This window comes from Halopseudomonas oceani (genome assembly GCF_963677335.1).
Taxonomy (GTDB): domain Bacteria; phylum Pseudomonadota; class Gammaproteobacteria; order Pseudomonadales; family Pseudomonadaceae; genus Halopseudomonas; species Halopseudomonas oceani.
This window is the reverse complement of the sequence record NZ_OY781932.1, coordinates 3,110,881-3,129,276: the sequence shown is the minus strand read 5'-3', so window position 1 is coordinate 3,129,276 and position 18,396 is coordinate 3,110,881. Positions and strand designations below refer to the sequence as shown.

General features: G+C 61.0%; 18 protein-coding genes. 11 read left to right on the top strand and 7 right to left on the bottom strand.

Translation table 11 applies throughout. The annotated features are described in order from the left end of the window. Window positions 1–128: 128 nt before the first annotated feature. Entirely contained in the window at window positions 129–719 is a 591-nt protein-coding gene (locus ACKPCU_RS14645) for a LysE family translocator (protein ID WP_104737729.1), read from the top strand. Between the two features lie 16 nt (window positions 720–735). Continuing rightward, complete coding sequence (locus tag ACKPCU_RS14640) at window positions 736–1,539, top strand: helix-turn-helix transcriptional regulator (RefSeq protein ID WP_321347790.1); 804 nt, start codon at window positions 736–738, stop codon at window positions 1,537–1,539. A 70-nt stretch (window positions 1,540–1,609) separates the two neighbouring features. Here ACKPCU_RS14640 and ACKPCU_RS14635 read toward each other — a convergent pair whose 3' ends face one another. The 3 genes from ACKPCU_RS14635 to ACKPCU_RS14625 form a co-directional block, all read right to left on the bottom strand. After that, window positions 1,610–3,058: an esterase-like activity of phytase family protein gene (locus ACKPCU_RS14635; RefSeq protein ID WP_321347788.1), complete on the bottom strand. Its 1,449-nt coding sequence runs from the start codon at window positions 3,056–3,058 to the stop codon at window positions 1,610–1,612. Window positions 3,059–3,281: 223 nt separating this feature from the next. Next, on the bottom strand, window positions 3,282–4,133 hold the full coding sequence (locus ACKPCU_RS14630; protein ID WP_321347786.1) for a CvfB family protein: 852 nt from the start codon (window positions 4,131–4,133) through the stop codon (window positions 3,282–3,284). 72 nt (window positions 4,134–4,205) lie between these two features. After that, complete coding sequence (locus tag ACKPCU_RS14625; protein WP_321347784.1) at window positions 4,206–6,047, bottom strand: monovalent cation:proton antiporter-2 (CPA2) family protein; 1,842 nt, start codon at window positions 6,045–6,047, stop codon at window positions 4,206–4,208. Between the two features lie 204 nt (window positions 6,048–6,251). Here ACKPCU_RS14625 and ACKPCU_RS14620 point away from each other — a divergent pair, with 204 nt between their 5' ends. After that, window positions 6,252–7,088: a methyltransferase domain-containing protein gene (locus ACKPCU_RS14620; protein WP_321347781.1), complete on the top strand. Its 837-nt coding sequence runs from the start codon at window positions 6,252–6,254 to the stop codon at window positions 7,086–7,088. Here the strand turns inward: ACKPCU_RS14620 and ACKPCU_RS14615 are convergent. Genes ACKPCU_RS14615 through ACKPCU_RS14605 form a run of 3 tightly spaced genes read right to left on the bottom strand, consistent with a single transcriptional unit; the run spans window position 7,063 to window position 8,322 of the window. Further along, window positions 7,063–7,551: a SprT family zinc-dependent metalloprotease gene (locus ACKPCU_RS14615; RefSeq protein ID WP_104737723.1), complete on the bottom strand. Its 489-nt coding sequence runs from the start codon at window positions 7,549–7,551 to the stop codon at window positions 7,063–7,065. The genes ACKPCU_RS14620 and ACKPCU_RS14615 overlap by 26 nt on opposite strands. A gap of 4 nt (window positions 7,552–7,555) precedes the next feature. After that, window positions 7,556–8,023 carry a flavodoxin family protein gene (locus tag ACKPCU_RS14610; protein WP_321347779.1) on the bottom strand — a complete coding sequence of 156 codons (468 nt, stop codon included), beginning with the start codon at window positions 8,021–8,023 and terminating at the stop codon, window positions 7,556–7,558. A 5-nt stretch (window positions 8,024–8,028) separates the two neighbouring features. Beyond that, window positions 8,029–8,322, bottom strand: a complete 294-nt coding sequence (locus tag ACKPCU_RS14605; protein WP_104737721.1) for a hypothetical protein — start codon at window positions 8,320–8,322, stop codon at window positions 8,029–8,031. 222 nt (window positions 8,323–8,544) lie between these two features. Between ACKPCU_RS14605 and ACKPCU_RS14600 the strand changes: the two genes are divergently transcribed. Together ACKPCU_RS14600 and ggpS are read left to right on the top strand one after the other, a co-directional pair. Beyond that, a complete protein-coding gene (locus tag ACKPCU_RS14600) occupies window positions 8,545–9,876 on the top strand; it encodes an MFS transporter (protein ID WP_104737720.1) in 1,332 nt (443 codons plus the stop codon). Next, the gene (ggpS, locus tag ACKPCU_RS14595; protein ID WP_321347775.1) at window positions 9,854–12,127 is read left to right on the top strand and encodes a glucosylglycerol-phosphate synthase; all 2,274 of its coding nucleotides are present in this window, start codon (window positions 9,854–9,856) and stop codon (window positions 12,125–12,127) included. Before ACKPCU_RS14600 ends, ggpS begins: the two co-directional genes overlap by 23 nt. Before the next feature lie 73 nt (window positions 12,128–12,200). On the opposite strand, the gene ACKPCU_RS14590 is transcribed toward ggpS, so the two are convergent. Further along, a complete protein-coding gene (locus tag ACKPCU_RS14590; protein ID WP_321347773.1) occupies window positions 12,201–14,051 on the bottom strand; it encodes a choice-of-anchor I family protein in 1,851 nt (616 codons plus the stop codon). A gap of 134 nt (window positions 14,052–14,185) precedes the next feature. Between ACKPCU_RS14590 and ACKPCU_RS14585 the strand changes: the two genes are divergently transcribed. From ACKPCU_RS14585 to ACKPCU_RS14560, 6 genes are all read left to right on the top strand, one after another. Next, on the top strand, window positions 14,186–14,797 hold the full coding sequence (locus ACKPCU_RS14585; protein WP_321347771.1) for a DNA-J related domain-containing protein: 612 nt from the start codon (window positions 14,186–14,188) through the stop codon (window positions 14,795–14,797). Window positions 14,798–14,938: 141 nt separating this feature from the next. Continuing rightward, complete coding sequence (locus ACKPCU_RS14580; protein ID WP_321347768.1) at window positions 14,939–15,538, top strand: Yip1 family protein; 600 nt, start codon at window positions 14,939–14,941, stop codon at window positions 15,536–15,538. 119 nt (window positions 15,539–15,657) lie between these two features. Further along, window positions 15,658–16,482, top strand: coding sequence for a tRNA 2-thiocytidine(32) synthetase TtcA (ttcA, locus tag ACKPCU_RS14575; protein ID WP_104737716.1), 825 nt, complete (start codon window positions 15,658–15,660; stop codon window positions 16,480–16,482). Window positions 16,483–16,497: 15 nt separating this feature from the next. Beyond that, complete coding sequence (locus ACKPCU_RS14570) at window positions 16,498–17,169, top strand: DNA-3-methyladenine glycosylase I (RefSeq protein WP_104737715.1); 672 nt, start codon at window positions 16,498–16,500, stop codon at window positions 17,167–17,169. A 108-nt stretch (window positions 17,170–17,277) separates the two neighbouring features. Further along, the gene (locus ACKPCU_RS14565) at window positions 17,278–17,790 is read left to right on the top strand and encodes a C40 family peptidase (protein WP_104737714.1); all 513 of its coding nucleotides are present in this window, start codon (window positions 17,278–17,280) and stop codon (window positions 17,788–17,790) included. Window positions 17,791–17,810: 20 nt separating this feature from the next. After that, on the top strand, window positions 17,811–18,392 hold the full coding sequence (locus ACKPCU_RS14560) for a GNAT family N-acetyltransferase (RefSeq protein ID WP_104737713.1): 582 nt from the start codon (window positions 17,811–17,813) through the stop codon (window positions 18,390–18,392). Window positions 18,393–18,396 lie beyond the last annotated feature (4 nt).

The following is an 18,396-nucleotide window of genomic DNA, read 5'->3' as shown; positions in this document are numbered from 1 at the left end:
TGGCGGTCGGGCCTTGGCCCGACCTGGCAAAAAGGGCGCCGTGAGGCGCCTTTTTTGTGCGCGCAATTTCCTTCAATACACATCCGGCCATTTGCCGCAGCATGCCCCGATTGACGTAATGAGGGTGCATGATGCTGTCGCTGTGGTTATCGATGTTGGCCTTTACCCTGGTGGGCTCCGTTGCGCCGGGCCCGGTTTGTGTGGTGACGGTCAGCAGCGCGGCGCGCGCCGGCATGCTGCGCGCCATGCCTTATGTGCTGGGTGCGTCGCTTGGCTACGCGCTGATGGTATTGCTGTTGGGGCTTGGCTTGCTCGGCAGTCTGGCGCAGAGCCCGGCGGTGCTGCAGGGGCTGGCCTGGGTCGGCGCGGTGTACCTGTTGTATCTGGCCTGGCGTATTGCCCGTGCTGAACCGGGGCTGCCGAGGATGGCAGATGTCACGGTGCCGGGCTTTTGGGCTGGCGCGCTGGCGCAGTGGCTAAACCCCAAGGCTTGGTTGTTTTCGTTGTCGGGCCTGAGCATGTTCGTCAGCAACCAGGCGCAGCCGCTGGCGATCTTCTGTATCCTGTCACTGTTTGTCTGCCTGTTCGGGGTCGGCTGCTGGGCGCTGTTAGGGCATCTGCTTGGTGGGCGTTTACCGGGTGCGCGGGCAATGCGAGTATTCAATCTGTTGATGGCACTGCTGCTGATCCTTAGTGTGGTGCTGATTCTGTTGCCGTAACCGGTTTGAGGTGTGCATGTCGCAAGAGCAGTTTCTCCAGCGCAGCCCGGCGCTGCCGCTGATTGAGCTAAGGCAGGCCAGCCGCTCCAGCGCCTGTTATCAGGCGCACACCCACGATGAGTTTTCCTTCGGCGTCATTGACCATGGCCATACGGCATATCGTAACCGTCAACGCCTTGAACGCATTGGCGTCGGCAGTATGGTGACGGTTAATCCGGGTGAGGTGCATTCCTGTAATCCGGCGGCAGGCAAATGGTCGTATCGGATGTTGTTTGTTGATGCCAACTGGCTGGGCGCGCTGCAGCGCGAGGCGTTCGGCGGCAGCGCTGACTATCGCTGCTTTCCGGATGTTTGTAGCGCCACCGCGCGTGCCGAGTTTGATGAATTATTTGCCAGCTTGCAGCGCAGTGATGGTGCTTTGGAGGCAGAAGGGCGACTGATCGAGCTGTTGCAGCCCCTGTTTGCTTACCCGCAGGAAAACGCGAATACCCTACACCAGGACGGGCTGCTGCGGGCGAGGGAGCTGATCATGGATCGTCTTGGTTGCAACCTGCAGCTTGATGAACTGGCCGAGGCGGCGGAGCTTAACCGTTATCAACTGATTCGCGGTTTCAAGCGTCTGTACGGGCAGGCACCCCATGCCTTCCAGCTGGATGAACGAATCAAGCAGGCGCGGGCGCGGTTACGGGCCGAACCGGTGAGCCTCAACCATCTGGCGCTGGATCTTGGGTTTGCCGATCAGGCGCATTTTCAGCGCCACTTCAAGCTGCGCACGGCGCTGACGCCGGGGCAGTACCGGGCGTTCCATCAGGCGGCTTGAATGCGTTAGCGCTGCACCAGGACAGGCGGCCGGGCAGGCCGCTGTCCTGTGTACATATCAAATCCGTGGTTCAATCGACCGACAGATCCGCTTCACGAATGTACAGACGACCTGCATCTATGGTCGCTGCATCCAGCATCTTCTGCTCCAGCACACCGCCGGTGGACCAGGTGGCAAAGTCATCGTCGTTGAGAATACCCAGGTGACCTTCATCAATGCGCCACAGGCCTTCCATCTTGTCGTGCGGGTAGTTGGCTTCGACAACCATGTCCAATAGCAGGGTCTTGTTTACCGGGTAGATACCGACAGTGGCCAGGGCGTCCCAGCCGCCATCGAGGACGACTTGCTCCAGTGTCTTGCCGTTGATGGTCAGCCCCAGATCCGGGTCCTGCACCATGCCGGCCTGCAGCGTGACAGTTTCCAGGTTGGTGCCGGTGGACAGATCGATGCGGTATACCTGTTTCTGCGCATTCGGGGTGACGCCGGCAGCACCCTTAGGTCCACCGTAGAGGAAACTGCCATCGCGCTCGAGCACCAGAAAGTCGGTATTGCTGAGGCCGACCATTTCCGAGTTGGAGTTGGCGGCTTTCTCTTGCTGATACAGATACTGGCCGATCTCGCCGGTCTCAAGATTCACTGTGACAATGCGGGTGATGGTCTGCGCGCGCACGGCCTTGGTCGGCAGATCCATGGTGGATTGCATCAGGCCGACCAGGGTTTTCTCGTCCGGGGTGATCGCAAGACCTTCCATGCCGCGGTTGGCGCGGCGATAGGCATACTCTGCCGGCAGGTTGATGCGGGTGCGCGTATCTGCCGTAAACGGGTTGATACGGTCGATTTCGCGGCCTTCGGCATCGAAGTGAACCATATGTGGGCCGTATTCGTCACTGGCCCAGAAGCTGCCGTCGCGCAGTGCCACCAGCCCTTCGCCATCCAGACCATAATCGTCCAGCTTGATCGGGTTGGTTGTTGCATCGTAGGGCTGCGTGGGGTCAACCACAATCGGCGTGCCATCCGGGTTGTAGGGGGTTTCACCAGTGCCGCCCAGCGCCGAGGTGTTGGGCAGGCCTGTGATCAGGGTGCCGTCCGGGCGTTTGAGCAGGATGGTTGCCAACTGCTCGACACCGCCGCTGGCGGTGATACGGAAGTGACCGATGCGCGGTGTGTAATCGGCGACCGGGAATGACTTGCCAGAGCCGTAGGCGCCACCCACAAAGTCCGCGTTGGGGCCGCGGTCGGTCATGGCGTAAAACTCACCCAGGTTGCTCGGGTGCGCAGTCATGGCGGAGCCGTAGCCACCGTTACGCACCTCGAACGGAGCCATGGTCTTGCCGTCGATCAGGTCATCGCGCAGTACGCTGAAGGGCAGCTCAACGCCCTCCTGCGGGAACTCCGCTAGCCGCGCGGCGAGCTCTTGTTGCGGTGTTACTGCTGGTTCGTTGTTGTCGCTGGATGATTTGCAGGCGGTGAGCATGGCGCTGCTGAGCAGCACCGCTGATAGCGTTTTCCAGTTGGTCATCAGTTCATCCTTGTATCGGGAATGGTCAGTGGCGTGCGGCTGTCGTGCGCGGAGAACGCGAGACTAGCGAGTCAACGTGACAGGACCACGAAGGAATGATGACCGTTTGTAGGGTGTTGAGATCGGGCGGAAGGGCTGGATGGTATCAGAGCAAGGGCTGGGAGGTTGTTGATGGGGACGGGGCAGGTGATCTGCCCTGCGTGTGCAGGGCAGAATCCGCGGGTCAGTCTTCGTCGCCCCTGGACAGTTCGATACGGTCAGGATGGATCAAAATCAGGCCCTTTTTCAGCAGGCCGCCAATGGCCTTCTTGAAGTTGCTCTTGCTGACGCTGAAAGCGTCGCTGATGGCTTCAGGGCTGCTGCGGTCGCTCAGCGCGAGCTGGCCGTCATTGGCGTGCAGGCGTTCGAGAATCTGTTGCTGGAGCAGGTCTGCTGCCTGGCCACCAACCGGTTGCAGGCTGAGGTTGATCTTGCCGTCCGGGCGAATCTCGCGAATGTAGCCTTGCTCTTTGCGGCCCAGCTTGACCGGTCTGAACGCTTCGTTGCGGTGCAGTAAGCCCCAGTGTTCGCTGTTGATAATGGCCTTGTAGCCCAGATCCGTGCGCTCGACCAGCAACAGGTTGACCGCGTCGCCGACCTTGTAGCGGGCCGGGGTTTTGTCCAGGTAGCGATCTAGCCGGGTGGTCGCCAGCACGCGGCTGGTGTGCTTGTCGAGGTACAGGTAGGCGACGCAGTACTGGCCTTCCTCCAGCGGCTTCTTCAGCTCGGCGAAGGGCAGCAACACATCCTTGGGCAGGCCCCAGTCGAGGAACAGGCCGACCTGGTTGCGGGCAACCACCTTGAGGTTGGCGAACTCGCCGACCTGTGCCCGCGGGCGGACGGTAGTCGCAATGATGCGATCCTCGCTGTCGAAGTAGACAAACACCCGCAGCCAGTCGCCGACCTCGGTGGGCTGGTCCTTCGGTACGTAGCGGTTGGGCAGCAGGATCTCGCCGTCTTCACCGCCGTCCAGGTACAGCCCGAAGCTGGCCTGCTTGATGATCTGCAGTTTGTTGAATCGCCCGATGTCGGCCATGTAATTGCTCCTGAGTTAGCCGCGCATTCTAGGGGCTATCGCGTTCCGATAACAGACCGGACTGTCGGCCGGTCACGGAGCCTCTGCTCCGCGTGCGACAGCGTCCTGCACACTGTTGACTTCAATACGGTCAGAATCGAACAGGGTTTCCAGCTCGGCGCGGGATTGCCGCGCGGTTTGCATGACCGCGGCGGCGTCGTCGTAAACTTTATGCTGAGCTGCCAGCACGCTTTCATCATGGCGACGGAAGCGGGCGATGCGCGAGTCTGCCTGCTCAGGGCTGAGGCCCATGCCGGTCAGAATCTGGCGGCTCATTTCCAGGCTGGAATGGAAGGTTTCCCGCACCGCCAGCACGCCAAGGTCGATCAGCCTATGCACGTGCTGGCGGTTCCGGGCCCTGGCGATGATGGTGATGTTCGGGTAGAGACGACGCACGGTCTCTGCCGTGCGCAGCGTAATCTCGGGATCGCTGCTGGTGATGATAAAGAACTGCGCCTTGTCGACCTGGGCGGCACGGAGAATATCCGGTCGCAGCGGGTCGCCGTAAAAGATCGGCATGTCAGCGCTGAGACTGCGTGACATGTCGATGCTGTCGACCGAGGTATCGAGCGCCACGTAGGGTACCCGCTGGGCGCGCATCATACGGGCGATGACCTGGCCCATGCGGCCCATGCCGGAGATCACCACCCGCGGGCTGTTCGATTCGATCTGCTCATACTCGGGGGGAACCGGTTTCCGAGGGGCGGCGGATGGCTTGATTAGCAATGACAGGCCCAGAATCAGCAGCGGTGTTGCGGCCATCGACAGAGTGATTGCCAGCACCAGCATACCGTGCAGGGGCGGGCTCAGCAGTTGATGCTCGGCCGCGAGCTGAAAGACCACGAAGGCGAATTCGCCGCCAGCCGCTAGAATCAGTCCAAGACGCAGCGCACTGCCCTTGTCGAGCTGGGCAATCTGGCTGCCAACAAGGTAGATCAGCGGCAGCTTCAAACCGATGATCATGCCGGTCAGCAGTGCCACCTGGGCGCCGCTACTGGCCAGCAACGAGAGGTCCGCCTGCATACCGACGGTGATGAAAAACAGGCCCAGCAGCAAGCCCTTGAACGGCTCAATCTGCGATTCCAGCTCGTGCCGGTATTCCGAGTCGGCCAACAGCAGGCCAGCCAGAAAGGCTCCCAGTGCCATGGAAACGCCCACCCGCTCCATCAGCCAGGCGGTGCCGATCACCACTAGCAACGCGGTGGCGGTCGATACTTCCTGTAGCCCGGTGCGAGCTACCACTCGAAACAGGGGGCGCAGCAGATAGCGGCCGCCGATGACGATGACTGCGATGCTGCCCAGCACCTTGCCCGTTTGCAGCAGGGCACTGCCGTCGCCTGCGCCGCTAGCCTGATCACCCAGCAAGGGAATCAGCGCGATCAATGGAATAGCGGCAATATCCTGAAACAGCAAAACCGCAAAGGCCTGCCGACCGTGCGGTGTGTTCAGCTCGCGGCGTTCGGCCAGCAGCTGCAAGCCAAAGGCAGTGGAGGAGAGAGCTAGGCCAAGGCCGAGAATCAGTGCGGTCTTGAAGGCCTGTTCAAACACCAGCCAGGCCAGTAGTCCCATGACGCTAGCACAGATCAATACCTGTGCCAGCCCGGTACCAAAGACTGCGCGGCGCATGACCCAGAGCCGCTTGGGCGACAGCTCAAGACCGATGATGAACAGCAGCAGCACGACACCCAGTTCAGACACATGGCTCATGCCTTCGGGGTGGGCAATCAGGTCAAGTGCGCCGGGCCCGATGACCACGCCCGCGGCCAGATAGCCGATCACCGCGCCGAGTCGCAGCCGCTTGGCCAGTGGTACGGCAATCACAGTGGCCAGCAGGAGCACAACTACAACCTGCAGGATGCTGCCCGGTTCATGCATGGTGGTGTACCTGAGAGGGATTGGATGGTTGGCAAGGCGCGGTCCGCGCCGTGATTTTAGGCGCTCTTGGGCATTGGGCTCAATGCGTGCGCGCGGCTTTCGGCGGCAGGAACGAGGAAAAAATCGCGAGACCTGAAGCAAAACTGCTACTGTGCGCGCCGTCTATAGTGACAGCGTCAGACAACAGGGGCGAAGTGGCGAGCAATGGGGATTCTGGACAGCTTCAAGCAGATCGGCGCATGGTTCAGTGGCCGTTTGGCAGGCGAGCAGGAGTGCGAAATCGCGCGCCTGCGGGATGATTTCGGCCTGATCAGGGTGAGCGAGATGGGTGAGTTGCGGTATCTCTATTTCGGTGAAGCGACTGAGCAAAGTTGCGGCTTGATCGATGACCCGGCCTGGCTGGAGTACGACTATACCCGTGCCATGTTGTTGGCCGGATTCTGGCTCGAAGACATCGACCGGGCGCTGGCGCTCGGTTTGGGCGGCGGGTCGCTGGTCAGTGCGGTGCTTGCCCACCTGCAACCCCGGCGGGTTACTGCCGTGGAGCTGCGCCCAGGAGTGGTCGAGGTGGCGCGGCGCTGGTTTGGTCTGCCTTACGACCCACGGCTTGAGGTACTGATCGATAGCGCCGAAAACGTTGTCCCGCGTGAACAGGCCAGTGCCGATCTGGTGCTGCTGGATCTTTACATGGAAGGGGGGATTACTGCGCTGCAGCTGCGTATGGATTTTCTCGAACAGTGCCACCAGGCACTGCGTCCGGGCGGCCTGATGGTGGTCAATCAGTGGCAGCTAGGGCACACCGGTAAACCGTATGCCGCAGAGCGTCTGCAAAAGCTGTTTGGTGATCGCTATCTGCAGGCTGAAGTGGAAGAGGGCAACATCATTCTGTTCATTCCTGCTGCCGGCGAATTGCCGTTGGATCAAGCGGCAATGCGCCGATGGGCAGACAGCCTGGAGCAACAGCTCGGTTATAGCCTGCGCCCCTATGTGGAAGTGCTGCGCAGGGCCGAAGACGCTATCCCTGCTGACGACTGCCGGTGAAGTGCAGCTGGCTGCCGCAGCGGCGGCACAGATAGCGCGACCCGCGAGCCACCCGGGCGTGACGCTGGGCGGTAAACGGCATCGGGTCCGGGCAGGCACAGCGATACAGATAGCGGGTGACGCGGCGGCTGGGCACCGCGTAGTTGTGGCAGCGATTGGCCGGCAGGCCGAACAGGCTGGTCATCAAGCCCTGCCACTCGCGCCCGTGCGGGCGAATGCGGTGGCCATACAGTTGATGGGCAATCAGGTGCGCGACCTCGTGGGCCACGGTGTGCTGCAGAAAGTGCTCCTGGTTTTCGCGGTACATGCGGCCGTTAAAGCGCAGCAGGTTGCGATCCAGATAGGCGACGCCAGCGCGCTGACCACGCAAGTCCAGTTCAATGTCTGGGCGCGGAAAACGGCGGCGAAAGTGCTGCTCGGCCAACTGGTAGCACTCGTCGGTACGGGCGATCAGACGGTCCATCGACTCAGAACACCCCGTTGTCGAGACCGGCAGCCAGATACAGCCCCAGTTCTTCCACCTGTTGCTCAAATTCCTCCTGCCAGTCGCCGCGCAGGGTCAGGGGTTGCTGTACCCAGTTCCAGCGCAGCCCGGTCACGATCGATTCGACGGCGCGGCGCGTGCCGGTGCCATCCATCCCGGCGCGGATATATAGCGCGCACGGTAGTCCCTGTTTCTCCTCCAGCACCGGGTAGTAGCAGCGGTCGAAGAAGTCCTTGAGCGCGCCGCTCATGTAGCCGAGGTTTTCCGTGGTCCCGAGCAGGATGGCATCGGCTGCCAGCACGTCGTCAGGTTGCGCCTCAAGCGGCGGTACCCAGCGCGCGTCCACCTGCTCGATATCGGCATGGCTGGCACCGCGCAGCGCCGCTTCAGCCAGTCGCCGGGTATTAGGCGAGGGCGCATGGGCGACGATCAGTAGCTGCTTGCGACTCATGGCACTCAACCTTGCCGGCTGTTCCACAGGCGGGACACGGCACGATCAGTACCCACCCAGGCGATCAGCAGCCCGAGTAGACCGATCAGGCCGAACACGGCGACTGGAAGCATGAAGAACGGATCGCTGCCGGAGGGCAGCAGCACCGCCAGGCCGATGGCGATCGTCAGGAACAGCGTGCACATGATGACCAGAATCAGGCGGCTCTTGGGGGCGTAGTGAAAGGGCGCATCACCCTTTTCCAGCGGTGTCAGCAGCGGGGTGCAGAGTGTGCGAACGTTATCTTTCAGTGTGGCCATAGGGAACTCTGGGTCTCAACGGGTGAACCTTTCGACGAGTGTAACCCGATGGTCCGGGCGCGCAAACCGGCGAATGTCACCCTGAGCCCGGCGCTGGTCATCGGGGGCGGATTGGGGTAGGGTGTTTACAGCTGAATATAAATATCCGCGGGTCAGAAAGACCCCTATTTGCACCCACATACCCTGCCTGGAACCGATCCACCATTTGGGAGACGCGGCTCCATGATCAGGCTTTTGTTGCCCATTGCGGCACTGCTCTGCGGCATAGCGTTGCTGCTGCTGGGTACCGGACTGCTCAACACCCTGCTGGCCTTGCGGGGTAGTGCCGAGCAATTCAGTGATCAGACTCTGGGCCTGCTCGGCTCAGCCTATTTCGCCGGGTTCATTCTCGGCACCTGGCTATGTCCGCGGCTGATTCGGCGCATGGGGCATGTGCGTGCATTTACCTTTCTCGCTGCCGCCGAAGCGGCCTGCGTACTAATTCACCTGCTGTGGATTCAACCCGGCCTCTGGTTGCTGCTGCGGGTGATAACCGGTGTCGCGCTGGTGGGTATCTACACTGTGATCGAAAGCTGGCTGAATACCCAGGCTCCGCCGGAGCGCCGCGGGCAGGTGTTTGCCTGCTACATGGCGGTCAACCTTGGTGCGCTGGCGCTGGCCCAGCAGATGCTGAACTGGGACAGCCCGCTGACCTTTACCCTGTTTGCGGTAGCGGCGACCTTTATCGTGCTGGCAGTGATGCCCGTTTCGGCGACCCGGCTTTCGCAACCGCTGATTCAGGACAATCCACCGTTATCGCTCAAGCGCCTCTGGCAGGCCGCGCCGGTGGCCTGCGCTGGCGCGGTGTTATCCGGTCTCGGTATGGGCGGGTTCTGGGGGCTGGGGGCGGTCTATGCCGCGCGCATGGAGATGGACACCGCGCAGATTGCCGGGTTTGTTTCGCTGGTCATCCTTGCCGGGGCGCTGGCCCAGTGGCCGATGGGACGGCTGTCCGACAGCATCGACCGACGTCGGGCGCTGGCGGTTATCGCCAGCGTAGCGGCGGTGGGCGGGGTGCTGATGGCGCTGCTTGGTCCGTTCGGACTGTGGCTGCTGGTCGGTGCGGCGATCTTCGGCGCCGGATCCTTTTCGGTCTACCCGGCGGTGGTGGCCCATCTGATCGATCATTTACACCAGGAAGATATTCTTTCAGGCAACGCCGCGCTGCTGATGCTGCATGGTCTTGGCGCGGCCGTTGGGCCGGCGCTGGCTGGCGCCCTGATGGGCATCACGGCGGCGCAGGCGCTGCCCTTGTTCTTTGCCCTGATGTTCTCACTGATTGCCGTCTATGCCTTGCGCCAGCTACGCCAGGGCGACGATCGCATCGTTGATGGCGCGGCGCATCAGGTGCCGATGGTCCGTACGTCGACAGCGGTACTGGAAATGATGCTGGAAGAGGCAAGTGGTGAAGAGGTAGCAGGCAGCAATCAAACCGTGGACGGCCGGGAGGTCGCCCGCGATGAATCCGAGCAGCAAGATGGAGATGATGCCCATGATGTTGGCAACCGACCTTGATGGAACCTTTCTGGCAGGCGATCCGGACAACCGGCAGCGCCTGTATCAACTGATCAACGCACACCCAGGTATCACTCTGGTGTTCGTGACCGGGCGAGGGCTGGAGGTCGTGGTGCCATTGCTCTCTGATCCCGCCATTCCACGGCCGGACTACATCATCTGTGATGTGGGTGCGACCGTGGTCGATGGTGAAACGCTGCAGCCGGTCTATCCGGTTCAGAGTGAGATTGAGCAGCGCTGGCCGGGAGAGCAGGTTGTGGCGCAGCGCATGGCGATGTTCCCCGGGTTGGATCGCCAGGAGGTGCCGCAGCAGCGGCGCTGCTCCTGGTTCTGTGAACCGGGCGCGGTGACCGATCGGGTCCGACAGGCGGCGGCCGATTTGGGCTGCGATCTGCTGTTCTCGGCGGGCATGTATCTCGACTGCCTACCCCTAGGCGTCAACAAAGGCAGCACCCTGCGCCGGCTGGTCGAGCACCTTGGTGAGTCGATGGAACGGGTACTGGTGGCCGGCGACACCCTGAATGATCTGTCGATGTACGAGCAGGGCTTCATGGGCGTGTGTGTTGGCGAGTCCGAGCAAGGGCTGTTGGAAGCCACCGCCGACCGGGCCAAAGTGCTGCATGCGCGCTTGAGTGGTTGCGGCGGGATTCTGGAAGCGGTCTCACACTTCGGCTTTCTTGGCCCGCTGGGGGTGGATTCCGAACTGCGGGATCTGGAGATCAAGGGCAAGGCGGACCTAGTGATGGTCTACCACCGTCTGCCCTACGAAGAAGTCATCGAGGATGGCAAGCTGGTGCGCCGCCCGCCAACCTCACCCAATGGCATTCTGCCGACCTTGCTGAGCTTTTTTGGTGGCGACCAGCCCGGCTCCTGGGTGGCCTGGTCGATTCACGACCCGCGTCAGCGCGAGGCCTTCGAGGTGCATACCAAGGTAGATGCCGAGCGTTACCCGAATCTGGTGGCGGCGCGGGTCGCGCTCAGCAAGGACGATGTGGACGTGTTCTACAAGCGCTTTTCCAAGGAAGCGTTCTGGCCGACGCTGCACACCTTCTGGGAACGGGCGGTGTTCCGCGAGGAGGACTGGGCGGTATTCCTCAAGGTCAACCGCCTGTTTGCCGAACGTACGGCGGCGGAAGCGGCAGAGGGCGCCGTAGTCTGGCTGCATGACTATAACCTGTGGATGGTACCGGCGTTCCTGCGGCCGCTGCGCCCGGATCTGAATATCGCCTTTTTTCATCACACCTACTTCCCCTCGGCCGACGTATTCAACGTGCTGCCCTGGCGGCGCGAGATCATCGGCAGCCTGCTGCAGTGTGACTACATCGGTTTTCATATTCCCCGTCAGGCGGAGAACTTCGTCGATGTCGCCCGTGGCGTGGCACCGCTGGAGGTGCTGGAAGAGAGGGGCTGTGCGCCGCGTTATCTCACCTATGGTTGCGCGGTTGGGCTGGATCGCATGACCTCCCGCATCAGCGTGCATGGTCGGCAGATTGGTCTGGGTGCCCATCCGGTCGGGCTGGACATTGGCCGGGTGCAGAATGTGATCGACAGCAACCACTGCCAACAGCTGATCGCTGAGCTGCGTGATCAGTTGCAAGGTATTCGCGTTGTGTTGTCGGTTGAGCGGCTTGATTACACCAAGGGTACCTACGCCAAGCTGCTGGCTTTTGAAGCGTTGCTGGAGGCGCACCCGGAGCTAGTCGGCAAGGTCAGTCTGATTACCATCTGTGTGCCAGCGGCCCGCGAGATGACCATTTACGACGAGCTGATCAGCCAGATTGAGCAGGCGGTTGGTCGTATCAACGGGCGCTTTTCGCGAGTTGGCTGGACGCCGGTGCAGTTCTTCTACCGCGCGGTGCCGTTCGAGGATCTGGTGGCCTACTACCTGATGGCCGACGTGATGTGGATCACGCCGCTGCGTGACGGCCTCAACCTGGTTGCCAAGGAGTACGTTGCGACCCAGGGATTGTGTCAGGGCAGCGGTGTGCTGGTGTTGTCGGAGTTTGCTGGCGCGGCAGCGGAGCTGCATGGGGCGCTCTTGACCAATCCGCATGATCCGCATGACCTGCGCGATACCCTCTATATCGGTCTGACGCTGGGCAAGGCAGAACGCCTGGCACGGTTGCGCGAATTGTTCGGCGTGGTGCAGTACAACGATATTCGTCGCTGGGGTGATGAGTTCCTGCAGGCGGTGCGACAGGGGCAGGACGGCCAATTGCTGCTGCAGGAAGGAGTAGGAGAGGTGGCCTGAAGCCAGCCCTGCCGACCGGATATCGGGTCGGCAGGGTGTGTTGCGGTGGCCAGAATGCTCCGGCCTTGCCTACTCAGTTCAAAACCTGATTGACCTGATAGACCGCGGTGGTGCCGCTGACTTCGTTGCCGATCACCAGCAGTGCCTCACCGTTCGGTGAATCTTCCGCCGGGATAAACACCAGACCTTCCGGCCCGAGGTCGCCCGCGTTGGCCAGCACGGTGGACGGATCTTCCGTCGTCCAGTCTTCGCGGGTGTTCAGGTAATCAACCAGGAACGGGGCGGCCGGGTCGGTGATATCCCAGGCCATGACGCCGCCGACGCGCTCCAGACCGAGGAACGCGAAGGTCTTGTTGCCGAGCTTACCGACGGTCACGCCCTCCGGTTCCGGCCCCTTGTTATCGCTGCGGTTGTCGAAGGTGTCGCCTTCGTCGTGGGTCGCATTGAAGTAGTCGGTGCAGGGAATGTCGCGGTTGGCCCCGAGCATGCATTCTGCGCTGGCGAAGTACTGTTCAATCTTGTCGGCGGAATCCCAGACCAGTTGGCCGTCGGCGTCACGGATTGAGAACGAACGGGCACCGTAAGCGTACAGGTTGTCGTACATCAGGCGGTCACCCGCGAGGTTTTCGTTGCCTGCGGCATCAAACAGTACCGGATTGCCGTTGACGTCCTTACGGTAGCCGTCGGTCCAGGCCACGGTCAGGCGCCCGAGGTTTTCATCGGCACGGCAGTCGCCCGGATCAGCGGTGGTCGCACCGCAGTAGGCAAAGGTGGTCGGGTTGAGCAGGGCGCCTGCGGCCAGTGCGCGCAGTTGCGGCGGCAGGTCGTCGCCAGCACGACGGTCAAAACCGTTGGCGTGAACCAGATGCTTGACGCGAAACTCCTCGACAAAGCCCTTGCTGTCATCGCCGTCCCAGTAGTCCTGGTTATCTTCACCCCAGGCGCGGGAGTCGCCTTCGTTGGCCGTGACGAGCAGGGTTGCGCCGCCAACCTCATAGGCAGCGATGCTGTCGGGCTGATACATGCCGAGCACGCCTGGCCAGCTCTGAATATTGATGGCGTCGTCGGAGTCACTCACGTCCAGGCCGTTTGCTTCCAGGCCATGGTCTTTGTAGCCCAGTGGCAGGATGTCGGTGACCGTAGCCGTGGCGATATCAACCTTGGCCAGGGCGTTGTTTTCCTGCAGTGATACCCAGGCTGTACTGCTGTCACTGGAGATCGCGATGTATTCGGGCTCCAGATCCTGCTCGACGCTGGCATTCGGACCGTAGATGCGGACCCCGGCACTGCGCAGGGCATCGACCTGGGCATTAAAGGCGCTGAAGTCGGCGGTGCGAACTTGAACCAGCCCTTCGTCGGAGACACTCAGAATGCTGATGGAGCCGACAGGATCAACGCTGTAGTCATCGTTCGGTTCGCCTTCATTGGCGGTCAGCACGTACTGACCATCCGGGGTAAAGGCGACCATGTCCGGCTGGGCGCCGACCTGTTCATAGCCGAGCATTTCCAGGCTGGTGGCGTCAAACAAGGCGACCCAGCCGTTGTCGGTTTTGGTTGGCGCTTCAACGGCGACCGCCAGATAGCCGCCTTTGTAAGCGATGCTGTTGACCACCGCGCCCTGGGTGATGGCCTCGACGTTCAGCTCCTGCAGCAGGGCCGGGTTGGTTGGATCTGCAGCGTCGAGCACGTCGACGGCGCCTTTTTGCGCGTTGACGATGAAAATGCGCTGATTGACCGGGTCGAAGGCCGGGATTTCGGCTGCACTCTGGCCAAAGATGCCTGCACTGTAGCGGCCCAGGTAACTCAACGTGATGCTCTCGGGGGTCACCACCGCGGGCGCGTCGTTGTTATCACTGCTGCTCTTGCAGCCAGCCAGGGTTGCCAGCAGGGCGGCGCTGGTCGCTGCCATCATCCATTTCTTCATCGTCAACTGCCTGTTGTTGGTTTATAGGGAGATGACATTGATACGTAATGGCGATGACAGGAGATTGTCGTTCTGATGGCAAAGTGATGACAGCGAGTAACGGCCGGAAAAGGGCTCTCTGTTACACTCGGTCCATGATTGAACTGCACCCAGACATGCTCTTACCCGCGGACTTTGATGATGTGTTGCTGCGGCTGCTGCACGCTCATCCGGCCGGGCAGAGCGAATATGCGCTGCTGCAGGCGCTGGCGACAGAGTTTCCGGCGTCGCTGTTTGCCGAACCCGGCGCGCTGCGCCATCCGCTGCAGCTCTTTCGATTGCACTTTCTGCTGTTTCATCAGCTCTATCGGCTGGCCGATCAGGTGGCTCAGCAGGGGCTGGTGCTGGACATTCATGCATTGAAAATTCAGCTGCGACCGCGCTTGCCGGGTGTGGCCGGGCTGCAGGTCGATGATCCGCTGCGACGCTACTACCTGGACTGGGATCACTGGCGCGATACCAATCGGGATGATGTGGAGCGGCTGATTGACAGCTTCTGGCGGGGCCGGGTCAGCGTTTCCGAACCCGAGGTCAGCGCCGCGCTGGCTGTACTTGAACTCGATGAGGGCGCTGACGCTGCGGCGTGTCGACGCCAGTACCGGCGGCTACTCAGTCAGCACCACCCTGATCGCGGCGGCAGTACCGCTCGCGCGCAGGAGATCAATCAGGCGATGCTAATTCTGCAACGCTATTACGGCAAAAACTGAAGTCGCCAATCTCTCTAAGCAAACCCGCTTACTTCAAACGCTTTTTGACTATAGTCAAGTCAGGGCCCGGGGAAGACCCGCGTCCGCCCTCTCCGGCGGCGGATGCTGCGCGGAGGCGAATAATAATTAGGAGGTCAGACCATGATCCATCACGTAGTGGGGCTGTTCACTCATCCCGACGAGGAGTGGAAAGAAATCAAGGGCGAGGACGAAAGCATTGGGCACATGTATCTTACCCACGTGCTGGTGTTAGCCGCCATTCCGGTCGTCTCAGCTTATATTGGCACCACCCAGGTGGGGTGGGCGATCGGCACGGAAGACGCCGTCAAACTGACGCAGGCCAGTGCGCTGCAACTGACGGTACTGTCCTACGTTGCGATGCTGGCTGGCGTTGCCGTGATGGGCGCCTTCATTCACTGGATGGCGCGTACCTATGATGCTAGCCCGAGTTTCAACGACTGTGTGATCTTTGCGGCCTACACCGCTACGCCTTTGTTTGTTGCCGGTCTCGCCGCGCTCTATCCGAGTTTGTGGCTGGGCATGTTGGTGGGGACTGCTGCGATTTCCTACACGGTCTATCTGCTGTATCAGGGCATTCCCATTTTCATGGACATCCCCAGTGATGAGGGATTTCTGTTCTCAAGCTCCGTACTCGCGGTTGGGCTCGTGGTGCTGGTCGCCATGATCGCTACCTCGGTGATCTTCTGGGGCTTCGGCGTAGGGCCTGTCTACCTGCGCTGATCGATCCGGCCTGCCTGAGCCAGCAACAACCCCCGTCAGCGCTGCTGTCGGGGGTTGTTGTTTTTATGTACAGCAGATTTCAGTAGAATGCGCGTTTTTGCCGAGCCGGTACCCCGTCCATGAGCCACCTGAGCGTCAACCAGAACAAACTGCAGAAACGTCTGCGTCGCCTGACTGCCGAAGCAGTGACCGATTACAACATGATCGAGGACGGCGACAAGGTGATGGTCTGCCTGTCCGGCGGCAAGGACAGCTACACCATGCTCGACATGCTGCTGTACCTGCAGAAGGTCGCGCCGATCAAGTTCGAGCTGGTGGCGGTTAACATGGACCAGAAGCAGCCGGGTTTTCCGGAAGAGGTGCTGCCCGCCTATCTGGACAGCATTGGCGTGCCGTATCACATCCTCGAACGCGATACCTATTCGATCGTCAAGGAGAAGATTCCGGAGGGCAAGACGACCTGTTCGCTATGCTCGCGCCTGCGCCGGGGCAACCTCTACACCTTCGCCGACGAGATCGGTGCGACCAAGATGGCACTCGGGCATCACCGCGACGACATCGTTGAGACCTTCTTCCTCAACATGTTCTTTGGCGGCAATCTCAAGGCGATGCCGCCAAAGCTGCGCTCGGACGACGGTCGCAACGTGGTGATTCGCCCGCTCTCGTACTGCAACGAAGCGGATATCGAATCCTACGCGACTCTGCAGAACTTCCCGATCATTCCGTGCAATCTGTGTGGCTCGCAGGAAAATCTGCAGCGCAAGGTGGTCAAGGACATGCTGCAGGGCTGGGAGAAGGCTAACCCGGGGCGGGTTGAGAATATCTTTCGCGCCCTGAAGAATGTCCAGCCGTCGCAGCTGGCCGACACCGCGCTCTTTGATTTTGCTGGCCTGCGTATCGACGAGCAGGCCGCTTCCCGCGTCCTGAATGTAATGAACCTCTGATTTCAGGATTAGCCGATGCAGGATTACCGCTGGTTGCACGAGTATTGCCTCAACCGTTTTGGTTCTGCCGAGGCACTGGAAGCCCGTTTGCCGCAGCCGAAGGCGGCCGAGCAGCTACGTGCGATCAGCGATGACCGCTATCTTTCACTGATCGCCTTGCGTGTCTTTCGGGCAGGCCTCAAGCACAGTCTGGTCGATGCCAAATGGCCCGCTTTTGAAGAGGTGTTCTTCGGCTTCGATCCGGAAAAAGTGGTGCTGATGAGTGCTGAGCACCTTGAGCGTTTGATGGTTGATACTCGGATCATCCGTCACTTGGGCAAGCTGCGGAGTGTGCCGCGCAATGCCCAACTGGTGCTCGATCTGCGCGCCGAGTATGGCTCGGTCGGTAACCTGATCGCCGATTGGCCGGTTGAGGACATCATTGGCCTCTGGCGGTTGCTGGCCAAGCGCGGCGCCCAGCTTGGCGGCCAGTCGGCACCGCGGTTGCTGCGAATGGTCGGCAAGGATACCTGGGTTGCCACCGATGACGTGGTTGCCGCGCTCAAGGCGCAGGGCATTATCGACAAGGCGCCGACCAGTCAGCGGGATCAGGCCGCGGCACAGGCGGCGTTCAACCAGTGGCATTCTGAAAGCGGCAGGCCACTGTGTCAGTTATCAATGATGCTGGCGCTCACAGTAAATCACTGAATCTTCATAAAAGCTGATCGCTTGCCATATGAAGTTAAAGTAAATTCTTGACCTCGGGTCGTTCCCGGTGCATTTTTTGATCAGAACCCCTGTGCTGGAGGTGGCCGGATGCGGCTCGCTGGACTGCTGACATTGCTTGTTGCTGCATTATTGGCAGGGTGCTCCAGTGCGCCCAAGGCGCCGGTCAGCGTCTCCTTGCCAACCCCGGTTCAGTCGCTGCCTGACAGCGATGAAGTGGCACGCAACGATGTGGTATTTCAGGCCTTCAGTCTGGTTGGCACGCCCTACCGCTGGGGCGGCACGTCGCCTTCGACCGGCTTCGACTGCAGCGGCCTGATCCAGTACGTCTACCGCGAAGCAACCGGTGTCAGCCTGCCGCGCACGACGTCTGATCTCTACAACATGAAGGTCTCCAGGCCGCCAGAGAATGCGCTGGCGCCGGGCGATCTGGTGTTGTTTGCAATGAACGGCGGCAGGGTCAACCATGCAGGCATCTACATCGGCGAGGGGCGCTTCCTGCATGCGCCCAGCACCGGTGGTGTCGTGCGGGTCGATGAGCTGGATTCCTCTTTCTGGCAGCGCTCGTTCAAGGGCGCTCGCCGGGTTATCGGCAGCCGCTGATCCGTCTTTCGGGAGTTTGCATGTTTATTCCTTCGGGCCCGTTGCAGGGTCAGCATGTGTTACTTGAGCCCCTTCAGCGGGAGCATACCGCTGCGCTGCAGCAGGCGGTGACCGACGGTGAGGGCTGGAAGCTCTGGTATGCCAGCGTGCCTGAGCCTGCTGCGATGCCTGAATACGTCGAGCGGGCGATGCTGGGCGCAGAGCAGGGCAATCTTGCCTATGCGGTGCGGAGTCTGGCCAGTGGAGAGATTGTGGGTTGTACCCGTTACTATGATGTCGATACCGTCAATCGTCGCGCGTTGATTGGTTACACCTGGTATGCCGATGCAGCCAGGCGTACCCCGATCAATACCGAAAGCAAGCTACTCTTATTGGGGCATCTGTTCGAGAACGCAGGGGCCATCGCAGTCGAATTTCGTACGCATTTCTTCAATCAGGCATCAAGAGCCGCGATAGAGCGTCTGGGGGCCAAACAGGATGGCGTGCTGCGCAGCCATCAGATTCTGGCGGACGGGTCGATTCGCGATACGGTGGTCTACTCGATCATCGCCAGCGAATGGCCGGCGGTGAAGAACAACCTGTTGAGCCGCTTGGCTCGCTGAATCG